This window comes from Acaryochloris marina S15, assembly GCF_018336915.1.
Lineage (GTDB): Bacteria > Cyanobacteriota > Cyanobacteriia > Thermosynechococcales > Thermosynechococcaceae > Acaryochloris > Acaryochloris marina_A.
Genome location: NZ_CP064923.1, coordinates 3,332,261 through 3,345,311, shown reverse-complemented (window position 1 = coordinate 3,345,311; position 13,051 = coordinate 3,332,261). Strand labels below are relative to the sequence as shown.

Genomic DNA, 13,051 nt, shown 5'->3' with positions numbered 1-13,051 from the left:
GATTGAGATTTAGGGGGCAACCCAGCATGTTTGCCTGTGGGTTTGCAGTGGTTCTATAAAATGTTGCATTCTGGAATGCAAGGTTTTTGGTTGGCTGAGTGGATGGTAAATAACGCTTCAGGAGTTCCTGACTACACCCCAATACTGATCGACTTGATGAAACGATCGGGGTTTAAGAGCTTTGCTGAGCTGTCCCGAATCTCAGGTCTTTCGAGAACGAATATTAACTGGATCCGACAAGGTCGAATTCTGGATTTGCGGTTACAAAAGGTTCTCTTTTTGAGTGAGGTTTTCCAAGTTGAATTGGCAGTATTGCTATCCAACTTTTCTCCCAATAACTCCGTGGGAATACGGAGATTGCAGCTTCAAGATGGAGAAAATCAGCCGATCTCCGTAAATTTGCGTAGAAAATCTGACTCCTCTGATCATAAGCATGAAGAACTTCAGCAAAAGGTTGTGATGCTGCAACAGGAATACCAACGCCAGCAGCAGCAGCTCCAGACCCAGAAAGAATATCTGCTAATGGAGTACCAAAAATCCACGATTCAGGCTCTAGAATCTTTGTTATTGCAATGGCCGACTGCGGCCTATGCTGCCCGTAAAAACCCGGATGCCCCGGCGATAAAATTGTTGCCTTTACTGATGCCTCTGGAAAAATTATTAGGGTCTTGGGGGGTTGTTCCGATTGGCGAAGTGGGAGCTGAAATGACCTATGATCCCCAGTGGCACCAGGTTGTGTCGATGGCTGAACAGGCCTTGAAACTAGGAGATGCAGTCCGAATTCGCTATGTTGGCTATCGTCAGGGTGAGCAGCTCTTATACCGAGCAAAAGTGTCGCCTGTGTGAGATGAAGGGGTGTCAAAGTAACTGCTCGTCTACTTTTTGTCTTTCTCCCAAATGAGATTTTAGGGTACTTCTAAATAATCCGTATTTTTCCGGATTTGTTTGGTTTGTGATCTCGGTATTGTTTAGTTAATTCGAAAAACAAGTCTGAACTGACTTAACTGACACTATTAACAAAAGGGATCGGTACATCATGAGCACAACTACATTAGCCCACAAAGGTCAGCCCCTTATGCAGGCCATCGCCGAGGTGTATCAGCGCTATCTTAGAGGAGAGATTGGTGTCCACCACTATTCCTCTTTAGTGGATGAGCTAATTGAGCAAAACTCTGTTCACACAACTGCGAATGCCCACTGACCTTCAATGGCATCTGATTCAAACCGTAACGCCACCGCAGTGGCTGATTGCTGATATTCAACGTGTAGCGCCAGAGATATCCGGTCAATATTTAGCTCAATTACTCTGGCAGCGAGGGATTCACGACCCTCAGATTATTTCCGGATTTTTAGACCCGAACCAATACCAACCCACTCCTGCTTCTGCTTTTGGGGCAGAAATGGAACAAGCGATTCAACGGCTGATACAGGCCCGTGATCGCAACCAAAAAGTAGCCATCTGGGGTGACTTCGATGCCGATGGCATCACCTCAACTGCTGTCCTCTGGGACGGACTCGGACAATTTTTTACCCAGAATCACTCCCTCTCGTATACGATTCCTAATCGCATCACTGAATCCCATGGTCTCAATCGGCCCGGAATTGAGCGGTTAGCCGCGCAAGGCTACCAACTCATCGTTACCTGCGATACCGGGAGTACCAATCTTTCTGAAATTGAATATGCCCAAGAGTTGGGGTTAGATGTGATCATTACGGATCACCATACTTTGCCCCCGGAACGGCCTCCTGTGACCGCCATTATTAACTCGCGGTATTTCCCTTCCGATCATCCTTTAGCCCATCTGTCTGGAGTGGCAGTGGCGTTCAAGTTGGTGGAAGCTCTTTACCTGGCTTTGCCCGAGGTTCCTCAGCAGCCCCTAGACCATCTATTAGACTTGGTGGCGATTGGTCTGATTGCCGATCTGGTTGCTCTAAAAGGAGATTGCCGCTACTTGGCCCAACGGGGGATTCAGCAGCTGCAACGGCAACTTACCCAACGAACTCGACCCGGCATTGCCAAGCTCTTGGAACTGTGTAAACGCAATGGCGATCGCCCCACCGATATTTCCTTTGGCCTTGGCCCCCGCATCAACGCGGTCAGCCGCATTCATGGCGAAGCTAGTTTTTGTGTTGAGTTACTGACCAGCAAAAATCCCGCTCGCTGTCGGCAGTTAGCAGAAGAAACTGAACTCGCCAATGCCCGCCGCAAATCTCTCCAAAAGGATGTGCTGAGGCAGGTCACCCGCAAGCTCGAACAACTGGATCTATCTACCACATCCGTCATTGTTTTAAGTGATCCGCAATGGCCGATTGGTGTATTGGGATTAGTGGCGGGTCAGATTGCTCAAACCTATGGCCGACCGACAATTCTTCTGTGTGAAGAAACCGTGGCAGGCAAGGGCAATGTTTGCCTTGCTCGTGGATCAGCCCGGTCTGTGAATCAGATCGATCTCTATGAACTGGTGCATAGTCAGGCGAACCTGCTGACGAGTTTTGGTGGACATCCCTTTGCTGCAGGATTGAGTTTGCCCGTTGCCAATATTTCGCTGCTGGTGGAAGGGATTAATCAGCAGGCTCGTCAGCAGGCCTCCGAACCCGCCGCCGTTGTCCAAGCAGATTTGGTCATGACTTTAGATGACGTAGCCATCGATGGAGGGCGTTCACTTTTTAAGGAATTAAAACTCCTAGAACCCTGTGGAATGGGCAACCCAGTGCCTAAATTGCTGATTCGCAACTGCTGGTTTGATCAGGTTTGGAATAAAAATATCAAAGATCGTAAGGGCAACAAGGTCCAATACATCAAAACCACTTTCACTATCTGTGATGATTCATGTGAATCAGGGTTTCCAGGATTATGGTGGGGCCATTATAAAGAAGAGATTCCCACTGGCTCTTGTGATGCAATTGTAGAGCTGGATTTTAATGCCTATGAAAGACGATATGAGGTACGCCTAGAAGCGGTACGACCTGCGGCAAAGCATCCAACCCAAACCTTAAATTCCTCCATCGTCGATTGGCGGCAGAATCCAGATGAAGCTGAACCCAATCCGAATCTGTTGGTGATGGACCGCTGTCCTGATTCCTGGGCCACGGTCCAAAGCTGGGCGAAGCAGGCCCAAACGGTGGGCAAGACCTTAGCGGTCGCTTATCAAGGCTCTGATGCCCCCGATGCAGTGGCCGTATGGAAGCAATTAGTGGGGATGGCTAAGTACTTAGCGCGGTTGGAGAAAAAGGGCAGCCGGGCTTTGCTACAGGCAAGTTTGAAGATTGGCCCCCAGGCTTTGCAAGTTGGCTTGGAAAGTTTGCAGGTGTACGGCTTTACGGTGTGTGACCATAATAATCTGATCCAAATTGGTGGAAAGCCATCTGCTAAAACCTTGACGTCTGAAGAGCGTCAGCAGGCCATTCTTCAATTTGTGGATGCGGTACGAGAAGAGCAGTTTCAGCAGCAGTTCTTTCAAGCCGTTTCGGTGGAGGTGATGGGTGGGATTATTGCTGAGCACCAGGACCCTGACGATGCGATTCCCTAGGTGCGATCGCAACTTTGCTACCACCACGATTTCCTCAACGCCCTTCCCTTTCTGATTGCTTCATCCATCATGCTCCGAAAACTTATTGCAGCCATAGCTTGGATTCCCCTGCTAGCAGCCCCTGCAAAGCTAAAAGCACAAGTTGCGAAGGAAGCCCCCTCTCTCGTTACTTTCCCAGATGTGGGGGTTGCTATTCTTCAGCCATCAGGCTTTGAGACAGCAGAAAGCTTCTATGGATTTCAGCAGCCTTCCACTGGGGCATCGGTGATGGTGTTAGCCATTCCGGGACCTTTTGCTGAAGTGACTCAAGGGTTTACGAAGACTGCGCTAGCAGAAAAAGGAATGACCCTGCACTCCAAGGAGTTAACTCAAGTGAAGGGGCAAGCTGGAGTAAAGGTATATTTTTCGCAGCAGGCCTATGGTCAGGAGTTTCTGAAGTGGGCTGTTCTCTTTGGCGATACTAAACGGACAACGATGGTTGTGGCCACCTCTCCCCAGTCTCATGCATCTAAGCTGAGACACTCACTGCAAACGGTTCTTCAGTCCATTGAACCTTCTCGAATGGCAGCAGCTCCACTTCCCTTTAAGATTGAAGCGGTAGCTGACCTAGCCCAAGTCCAAGGGGTGGCAATGGGGAATACAGCCCTATTCACCCGAAATGGAACAATTCCTACTGCTACCCCGAATGATCCAATGTTTATTGTGGCGTTATCGATTGGGGAGGTATTCGTTGGGAATCGTAAAGAATATGCACGACGACGGTTGTTGGAAACAGCCCAAACTGAAATTGGATCGGTCCAGACCACGATTCCTATAACCATCGATGGGCTAGAGGGCTATGAACTGACAGCGACGGGCAAAGATCAAAAATCTCAAACTCACTTGATGGTGTATCAGGTCATGCTTTTCCCGGATGAAGGGGGATATATTCTGATGGCTGGAATGGTAGGCCAACAGCAAGCTAAGAACTATCTGCCCGAATTTAAGGCAATGGCACAAACCTTTCAGCAGTCGTTGAAATAGTCTGCAGTCTTGAACAAGTACTGAATTTTGACTTTAAGGTTGGGAAAAGCTATGAGATAACAAATATGTTATGTTTTCTTTATGGCATGGAATATCCAATATTATTCTGAAGCAATTGAATCTGAGGTACTTGCTCTCCCTCCAGGTTTGCTAGCTAGATATTTGAGGCTCACCGACCTCATGCTAGAGTTTGGTCCCAATCTGGGGATGCCTCACACCCGATCAATGGGCGATCGCCTATTTGAGCTGAGGGTCAAGAGCAAAGAAGGAATTGCGAGAGTGTTTTATTGCACCCTGGTGGGTGAAAAAATAGTGATGCTGCATAGCTTTGTGAAGAAGACTCAAAAGACTCCCAAGCAAGAACTGCAGATCGCCCGTCGAAGACTAAAAGAGGTGTTGAAACATGACCCATGAAGAACTAAAGGCCAAAGCCTTAGAACAACTCGAAGTCGCTGAGGAATATAACAAGTTAGAAGAAGAGTTTAGTCTGTTAAGACAAATGCTTGCTGCCCGTCAGCAAGCAGGTATGACCCAAGCGGATATTGCCCAAAAAATGGGGACTAAGGCAACAGCGGTGACTCGACTAGAATCATCTTTGAGTAGTGGGAAGCATTCGCCGTCGCTTTCCACTTTGAGAAAATATGCCAAGGCTGTGGGTTGTCGTTTAGAAGTGACGTTAATTCCAGAACAATAGTACCTTGACCTCGTTTTGAAAAAGTGAACACTCCATTCCAGGAAATCATCTAGGAGAAAACCCCATTCAAATGGATTATAAGTTGAGATCGCGGTCATATCCCGTAAGCTCAACGTACCCTTTTCCTTGAATCGGTTGATCTGATTGAGTTCCTGAAATGTCAACTGCTCCTTCCCAGTACTTTGTAGATAGGAGTAGTTCCTGATTATTCATCATCGGTGCTATCTGGATTTCTAAATCAAGCTTGGGAACAGAAATAGCCCATTTGGATGGATACTGGGTTCGAGATTTAGGACTGATCCATCGATCCAAGACCTGAATTTGATAATCCTCACCGTTCAAATGCAGTACCTTGCCGTCAGAATTAACATAGGTTCCACTGGATTCTGGTAAGTCAGAGCCATCATTTGAACGAAGACCATAAAGCATCAACGCTGAACCTTCCTCTAATTGCAGGGAAAACCAATCCCAACCTTGAGTCCCTTGACTAAGCGGTCTGGTCGCGAATTCATGATCCGTCCAGCTAGAACCTGAGACCGTGAAGGGTTCTCCTTCAATAATGACCGTTCCTTGAGTGGGCTGCTGGACGACAGAGTAATAATAGGAAGCATTTCCTGGCTCAGCCCCTTTGACAATAAAACCGTTATTACCCTGCAGAACAGGAGTTGTTAGTGATACCTGAAGGTTAAGTTCTGTTTGTGGTCCTTGGGCATGAAGTTGGACTGTTCCTGGTTGCTCTTCTTCGACAGACCAGTCATCCAAGAAAATTCGATAGGGATTGGCCTGTGCTCCTGCCAGCTCTGCGGCCCCGCGATTAAACCGCTCCACAGGGTAAAACTGTTGATTGTCAATATCGCTGAGGGTGAAGTGGGAGAAATAGACTTGATTGCTGTGCCAAGCCGATCCCTGCTGGTCAGGCAAACCAGGCGTAAGACCCCGGCGAAACAGAGTTAGCTCATAGCCAAAGGGACGTCCAGATTCTGTTTCTAGATTGCCCGTGTAGTACCACCATTCGGTTTGGTAGTCTTCATGGGGACCGAAGTCCTTGGGGAACGAGAGTTTGATCGGGGCTGTTGCTTTTTGAAACTCGGGAAACTCTGCGGGGGCTGCCCATTCCACCGTGCCCTGTTCCATTGCCCAAGCGGGACTGCTGATTAAAAATAAGCTGAGAACAAAACTGATTAGCCATCGCTGCATGATTACTCCTCCCGAATTGCACTTGCCACCGTGACCCGACTCAATCGCCAAGCCGGATATATTCCTGCTAATAAAGCAGCCACAATGGCCACTAGCCACGCCTGCCAGAAATAGCTGGGATTGAGCTGCATTTGCAGGGTCCAGCCAAAGGACCGCACATTAATCACATAGATTAAAATCCAGGCCAGCACGTAGCCGAGGGGCATGGCCAGAAACCCCGCCACATTGCCCATTAACCCCGTTTCCAGCAAGGTCATCCACCAGAGCTGTTGAGGCGTCATGCCCGTGGCTCGAAGAATGCCAATTTCGCGGGTGCGCTCTAGCTGCAGGCTCATCAAAGCGCTCAGAACCCCGATAAAGGCCACGATCACGGCCAGTAAACGCAAAGCTTGGGTAATGGCAAAGGTGCGATCAAAAATTTCTAGGGAGCCGTCCCGGAGACTGCGAGTGGATTGCACCACCACGTCCGTGCGGCCCTGATACCGTTCTCTCAGATCCTCAACGACGGTATCTAGATCAATATTGGGGGCCGTAAACAAGCCCATGGAAGCAACCCCTTCATCCCCCCAGATCTGGATAAACGGATCGTTGTCCAAAATTACCGTGCCTTGATCGGAGGAATAGTCATAAAATACCGCCAAGATCGGGAAGGTCTGCGGACCTTGAGGACTATCAATCGTAATTGCCGTGGGTGGATCGCTTAAATTAGCTTTTAAGAGCAAGGCTTCGGAGACAATCACGCCTTCACCCCGATCCAGGGCAGGCCACGGATCAATAGAGTTTTGCCGCCAGGCATAGGGACGCTGACCGTGGGAGACATCGCCTTCAGCAGAAATCAGTTTGATGGATCGTTCGATCTCTAAGGTCTCGTCGCCATAAGTAAAGGCAGTAACGGTGGCATCGGCATCATTGTAGGTGACCACATCTTCTAGCCCTGGCCAACGCTTCATTTCGGCCACCACGGCTGGATCGAGCTGGCCTAAGACCCGGTTAGCGGTGGTACTGGGAGGCGTTACATAAATATCCGCCTGCAGGGTTTGATCCAGCCATTGAACCACGGTGACCCGGAAGGAACCCACCATAATCGAGACGCCGACAATGACTGAGACCGCCACCATTAGGGCTGCGATCGCAACTGAAGTCCGGCTCAAGGATCGAACAATATCCCGAGGGGCTAACCGCCCTAGTACACCTAAAGACTGGGTGAGTGGCTGCACCAGCTTCATCAAAGCAGCCGTGACGGGGGGCGTTAGCAGTGCCGAGCCAAGAACGATGGCAAAGAGTCCGGCAAAGGCCACCACTAATCCCGCTTGCAGTCGCAATAGGCCAATGCCGATCAGGGTAATCACCACCCAACTAAGGAAGAGCCAAGGCAAAAGCCGCTGCACTTTACTTTCCAGGGAAGAGCGCTGCAAGATGGTTTGAGGGCTGGTGCGCATGGCTTCTATGGCAGGCACCAAAGCGGCGAGCAGAGCCGAGCTAATCCCAATCAGCATCCCCTTCACCAACAGAATGGGGGGAATGGCCACCTGCTGGACACTGACCACAAAGTAAAAGTCGTTGATGGTTTGGGTGATCAGACCGACAATACTGCGAGCGAGTACAATCCCTAATCCCAGTCCTAGGAATGACCCGAGAATTCCGAGAATGGCAGTTTCACCCATAATCAGTGTAAAAAGCTGTCTAGGGGTAGTGCCTATACAGCGCAGCACACCAAACAGGGGGCGGCGCTGAACCACGCTAAAGGTGACCGTGTTATAGATCAAAAACATGCCCACCACTAGGGCCAGCAGACTCAGGGCAGTGAGATTGAGGCGAAAGGCTGCCGTCATTTGCCGCACGGCATTTTTCTGAGAAGCGGCGGTTTCTAGTCTGGCATCTTCTGGTAGCAGGGTTGCGATCGCATCCAAATCCCCCTCTGATTCAGCAATCAGATCAATATGGCTGAGGTGCCCTGACCTCTGCAAAATTTCTTGGGCCGTGGCAATATCCGTAAAAATCAGGCTGCTTAAGGCCCGCTGGGTGGTGGTGCTCTCCGGCTGTACCTTACCCACTAATCGCACCGGAACCCGTCGCCCCGCTAAATCGAGGGTGAGGGTATCGCCTAAGTCCACCTGATAGCGTCGGGCCACCTCTGTGGAAATGACAACGGTATTAGGTTCGGTCAAAAAGGTTTGCAGTCCCGCTAACCCCACGGTTTGATTCTCGGGGGCAAAGTAATTGCGAAAGGGCGGTTCCGAGAATAGATCCACACCCACTAAGCGCATGGGTTGGTTGCCTAAGTCAGGGGCTAAGACATAACCATCCACAATGGGAGCTGTTTTGGTAAGGCCCGCCTGTTGGCGAATTTGTAGATAAACGGACTCGTCTATACCTGCAGGAGCAATCGATTCAATTTGGTGGGTAGCGCGACCTGCGATCGCATCCGTAGACAACTCAAAGGCGGTTTGAGCCGAACCATTGGCCAGGTCAATAGACACCAGCATGGCCACGCCCAAGGCCACCCCCAGTAGGCAAAGAATATATTGCAACGAGCGCTGCTGAAACCGTCGCCAGGCCATCCGCCATAGGGGACGATTGGAACTTTGGGGTTCGATGGTTGCGGTCATGAGGCGGTCCCCAGTCGAGTGTCTTCCACCAAATGACCATCCTGCATCCGCACCACTCGATCGGCAAGCTTGGCAATATCGGGGTTATGGGTGGCCATAATTAGAGTTTTCTGAGCGGAGCGGGTGAGTTCTAGCAGCAGGTCCAGGACAATCTGGCCCGTTTCTTCATCCAGATTTCCGGTGGGTTCATCGGCTAAGACCAGCATTGGATCATGGACTAAGGCCCTGGCAATGGCCACCCGCTGCTGTTGCCCCCCCGATAGTTTGTCAGGAAAAGCATCGCCGCGATCTTCGAGACCGACCCGCTGCAGAAGTGCGATCGCTTTTTTCGCTACCTCCCCTTGGGATGCCCCTGCCAATTCCTGGGGCAGAGTGATATTCTCCAGCACCGTCAGGGTGGGGATGAGATTGAAAAATTGAAAAATAAAACCGATGCGATCACGGCGAAACAACGTGCGATCACGCTCATTCAATTCAGATAAACCCACGGCGTTGATGGTGACTTGTCCAGTAGTGGGCTGTTCAATGCCGCTGATTAAGTTCAGGAGCGTACTTTTACCACTGCCGCTTTGACCTAAGAGGACCACAAACTCACCGGCAGTAAAAGTGGCCGTGATCTCTCGCAGGACTTGACGGTCAACCATTCCTTCTTGGAAAGACTTAGCCAGTTTATCCAGTTGAATAAAAGCCTGGGCGTTATCAGGCTCTGAACCTGAAGTTGCCGTTTGTAGAGGGGAAGACCGAGCCATCGTGAATTAACCTGAAGGAGAATGAAATTCCTTTACAAAGGTTAACATTTTGAGGCTATTCGGTCAGTAGAGCAAGGGAAGCGACTGGCAAGACCGCCATTCTAAGGACTGCCCTAGAGCGGGTTTCGTGGTAAGTCTAAGCGGTAGTCTGTTTTCCCCAAGGACTTAATGAGCAATTCCAATCCTCGACAACTGGCTTATCAAGGCCTCAAAGCAGTTCATCGAGGAGCCTATGCGGACGTTGCCCTTAGTCGGGTGATGCCAAAAACGATACTCGATCTGGACCGCCGCCTCTTGACTGAGCTGCTCTACGGCAGTGTCCGCCGTCAACGCACTTTGGATGCCTTGATTGATCAATTTGCCAAAAAGCCTGCCCATCAGCAGCCCCCTGATCTGCGGACCTTACTCCATCTCGGGCTGTATCAACTGCGCTATCTAGACCATATTCCCGATGCCGCAGCTATTTTTACGACCGTAGAGCTAGCCAAGCAGAACCAACTGTCGGGGTTGTCGGGGGTGGTCAATGGATTGCTCCGACAATATACGCGGGCCGCAGCCAACCATAATGACCCTCTAGAATTACCCTCCGATCCCATTCAGCGATTAGGCATCTTATATAGCTATCCTGATTGGATTGTGCAGGCTTGGAATAACCAACTGGGGCCAGAAGAAACAGAACAACTCTGTGACTACTGCAACCAGCCTCCCCATATTGATTTACGGATTAACTCCCTGAAGACGGATCGGGAGTCTGTCGGATCCCTACTTGCAGCAGCAGGGGTAACAACAACTCCACTCCCTCATTTGCCCCAAGCCCTCAGAATTGAAGGTAAATCAGGTCCTATTCCGCAACTGCCGGGTTTCCAGGAGGGGTTGTGGACCGTGCAAGAGGCGAGCGCCCAGCTCGTAGGGCATCTGCTGGATCCTCAACCAGGAGCTATTGCCCTAGATGTCTGTGCGGCACCGGGCGGGAAAACCACCCATATGGCTGAGCTGATGCAGGGGCAGGGAGAGATTTGGGCTTGCGATCGCACCCCGTCTCGTCTACGCAAACTCAAGCAAAATCTGCAACGTTTAGAGATCGATGCAGTCCAAATCTGGACCGGGGACAGTCGGCAACTCTCAGACCAGATTCCTCTGGCAGACTACGTGTTGGTGGATGCTCCCTGCTCAGGCTTAGGCACCTTACATCGCCATGCCGATGCCCGTTGGCGTCAAACTCCAGACCATACTCAAGACCTATCAAAGCTGCAGCTAGACCTACTCCTGAATAGTGCCCGTTGGGTGAAGGTTGGAGGGACGCTCCTCTATTCCACCTGCACCCTCCAGCCCCAAGAAAATGAAAACATAATTGACCAATTTCTGGCGCAAATGCCCCAATGGCAAGCCCAGCAGCCCAGGACTGATCGGGTGCCAACTGTAGGGGCACCCAGTAACCTCAAGATTTGGCCCCATCAGCAAAAAATGGATGGATTCTTTATGGCCATCCTGCGACAGGTGCAGGGTGAGTGAACCCATAAATGATACCCAGTTTGATAATTGTTATTGGTACTTCATAAAACGAGGTTTTACGTTTAGGTCTCGAAATCTGATTTTGTGTATAATCTGCCACATCAATCACTTCTGCCCCCTTTTTCGAGCCTCTATCTCATGCTGAGAAAGCTCATCTTATTTTTCTCACTACTGACCATTACTGCCTGTCAGGGGAGTACTCAATCTACCCCTGAAGGGGTGATTCAAAGAATTTTTGATTCGGCAAAAACAAAAGACCTCAGGCAGCTGAATCGTTTGTGTGCCCCCCAGGCAGAAACGACGGCTAACATTATCTGCGAAATTTCTGAAGCTCAACCGGATCAAAAAGAGAAGTTTATAGATCGCTTCTTAACTGCAAAAATAAGGGGAAGTACAGAATTTAGCGGCTATACGGCAACTGTAAAAGCAGTCATGAGTCCGAATCAAAAAAATTCCCTTCAATTTGAACTCATTCAGGAAAATGGCAGTTGGTATTTGCAGCGTTTCCAAGAGTAGTATTTAGACTTGTTTGATGAATTAGGTTTGAGGTCTACCCCGAAAATTGGTGGAATTAGCCTTGAACCTGATGGGCTAAAGATAGATGACGCATGAGGGATGGTGGCTATGCGGCGGCTAGGTTTGCTGGTGTTACTGATAACAGCTTGTGCAGATCATGGGGTGCACTCAACCCCTGAAGGGGTCGTTCAAAAAGTTTTTGACGTTGCTACTTCTAAAAACTACGAGGAACTAAGGGGATTATGTGCTCCAGAAGCAGATCAAGGAATTCAAAAAATTTGCGATCTAGGGGATGCGGAAACGGAATTACAGGAGCGCTTTTCAGCCGATATTTCTAAAGGAAGTCTGGCCCAGTCGCAAATTAATGGCGACAAAGCAACGGTAAGTCTCAACAACGAACATGGCAAAGAGGATGGGAAAGTTTTTCTCATCCAAAAAGAGGGGCGCTGGTATATGGTCAGTGGAGAATAGGCTGGTACTACCATCAAGCCTCGCCTTCAACGAAATGTCTCACCTTGGATGAAGAAGGCATTCTATTTGTAGCGATTGAGAATGGTGTGTTGGCCATCAGTAGGTATGACGGAGCTGATATTTCCGCCCTTGTTGCCTCTTACTCGTCAGGTTCTATGGTGCTTGTTAAGCCATGCATTTTAAGGGTTTCACAGTAGAACTCCGCATGCTCGAAGGCGCAAGTGATGACGAGGGCAATTCCATTGGTATGAGCTTCCATCATCACACTGACCGCTTGGGGTTGGGTCAAATTGGGGATGGTTTGTGTTAACACTTGGACGACATGTTCCATCGGGTTGAAATCATCGTTGTGGAGCAAAACACGGTACTTTGGTGCCAGTTTTCGGCTTGTAGAGCGTTTTTCAAGTGTTTCAACAGACATCGTCGTTTGGCTCAAGTAGGGATTGAATTACAACAGAGAGATTCTAAAACATCTGCAGACTTCCTGCAGTGTTCGCCTAAATCTGAATGGTATTCGACAAAGGATTGCTTTTACAACTCCATTTTAACTTTGAAACCTTTTGGGAGTAACCCCTCCCTTGTCATCAATTCAAGAGGTTTTCCTGATTTTTACTTTGATATAGTCTTGATGTTTGATGGTGTTACTCCCCAGTTTTTGCCTGGATTCATCTGCCCCATGATGACTCTATCGGTCCAAGTTAGAGCAGGAGTGCAAAGAGGCAAGTTATAATTTCTGCGAAGCCATCGTAA

Annotated in this window: 13 protein-coding genes; 9 read left to right on the top strand and 4 right to left on the bottom strand. The window is 49.5% G+C overall.

Annotation, left to right across the window (positions count from 1 at the left end; translation table 11 throughout):
* Positions 1–75 precede the first annotated feature (75 nt).
* From I1H34_RS15580 to I1H34_RS15555, 6 genes are all read left to right on the top strand, one after another.
* Positions 76–846 carry a nucleotide exchange factor GrpE gene (locus I1H34_RS15580; RefSeq protein WP_249369286.1) on the top strand — a complete coding sequence of 257 codons (771 nt, stop codon included), beginning with the start codon at positions 76–78 and terminating at the stop codon, positions 844–846.
* 190 nt (positions 847–1,036) lie between these two features.
* Positions 1,037–1,201 carry a hypothetical protein gene (locus tag I1H34_RS15575; protein WP_212661948.1) on the top strand — a complete coding sequence of 55 codons (165 nt, stop codon included), beginning with the start codon at positions 1,037–1,039 and terminating at the stop codon, positions 1,199–1,201.
* On the top strand, positions 1,191–3,530 hold the full coding sequence (gene recJ, locus I1H34_RS15570) for a single-stranded-DNA-specific exonuclease RecJ (protein WP_212661947.1): 2,340 nt from the start codon (positions 1,191–1,193) through the stop codon (positions 3,528–3,530). Before I1H34_RS15575 ends, recJ begins: the two co-directional genes overlap by 11 nt.
* 69 nt (positions 3,531–3,599) lie before the next feature.
* The gene (locus I1H34_RS15565; RefSeq protein ID WP_249369283.1) at positions 3,600–4,553 is read left to right on the top strand and encodes a hypothetical protein; all 954 of its coding nucleotides are present in this window, start codon (positions 3,600–3,602) and stop codon (positions 4,551–4,553) included.
* 81 nt (positions 4,554–4,634) lie between these two features.
* Entirely contained in the window at positions 4,635–4,967 is a 333-nt protein-coding gene (locus I1H34_RS15560) for a type II toxin-antitoxin system RelE/ParE family toxin (RefSeq protein WP_212661945.1), read from the top strand.
* Entirely contained in the window at positions 4,957–5,247 is a 291-nt protein-coding gene (locus I1H34_RS15555; RefSeq protein ID WP_212661944.1) for a helix-turn-helix domain-containing protein, read from the top strand. Before I1H34_RS15560 ends, I1H34_RS15555 begins: the two co-directional genes overlap by 11 nt.
* Positions 5,248–5,322: 75 nt before the next feature.
* Here I1H34_RS15555 and I1H34_RS15550 read toward each other — a convergent pair whose 3' ends face one another.
* Genes I1H34_RS15550 through I1H34_RS15540 form a run of 3 tightly spaced genes read right to left on the bottom strand, consistent with a single transcriptional unit; the run spans position 5,323 to position 9,802 of the window.
* Positions 5,323–6,444 carry a lipocalin-like domain-containing protein gene (locus tag I1H34_RS15550; protein WP_212661943.1) on the bottom strand — a complete coding sequence of 374 codons (1,122 nt, stop codon included), beginning with the start codon at positions 6,442–6,444 and terminating at the stop codon, positions 5,323–5,325.
* Between the two features lie 2 nt (positions 6,445–6,446).
* A complete protein-coding gene (locus I1H34_RS15545) occupies positions 6,447–9,053 on the bottom strand; it encodes an ABC transporter permease (RefSeq protein WP_212661942.1) in 2,607 nt (868 codons plus the stop codon).
* Positions 9,050–9,802 (bottom strand): ABC transporter ATP-binding protein, encoded by a 753-nt coding sequence (locus I1H34_RS15540; protein WP_212661941.1) that lies wholly within the window; start codon positions 9,800–9,802, stop codon positions 9,050–9,052. The genes I1H34_RS15545 and I1H34_RS15540 overlap by 4 nt, the downstream gene beginning before the upstream one ends.
* Before the next feature lie 168 nt (positions 9,803–9,970).
* Here I1H34_RS15540 and I1H34_RS15535 point away from each other — a divergent pair, with 168 nt between their 5' ends.
* From I1H34_RS15535 to I1H34_RS15525, 3 genes are all read left to right on the top strand, one after another.
* A complete protein-coding gene (locus I1H34_RS15535) occupies positions 9,971–11,314 on the top strand; it encodes a 16S rRNA (cytosine(967)-C(5))-methyltransferase (protein WP_212661940.1) in 1,344 nt (447 codons plus the stop codon).
* A gap of 138 nt (positions 11,315–11,452) precedes the next feature.
* Positions 11,453–11,830: a hypothetical protein gene (locus I1H34_RS15530; protein ID WP_235108826.1), complete on the top strand. Its 378-nt coding sequence runs from the start codon at positions 11,453–11,455 to the stop codon at positions 11,828–11,830.
* A 108-nt stretch (positions 11,831–11,938) separates the two neighbouring features.
* Complete coding sequence (locus I1H34_RS15525) at positions 11,939–12,301, top strand: hypothetical protein (protein ID WP_235108825.1); 363 nt, start codon at positions 11,939–11,941, stop codon at positions 12,299–12,301.
* Positions 12,302–12,440: 139 nt separating this feature from the next.
* Here the strand turns inward: I1H34_RS15525 and clpS are convergent, their stop codons facing one another.
* The gene (clpS, locus tag I1H34_RS15520; RefSeq protein ID WP_212661938.1) at positions 12,441–12,722 is read right to left on the bottom strand and encodes an ATP-dependent Clp protease adapter ClpS; all 282 of its coding nucleotides are present in this window, start codon (positions 12,720–12,722) and stop codon (positions 12,441–12,443) included.
* Positions 12,723–13,051 lie beyond the last annotated feature (329 nt).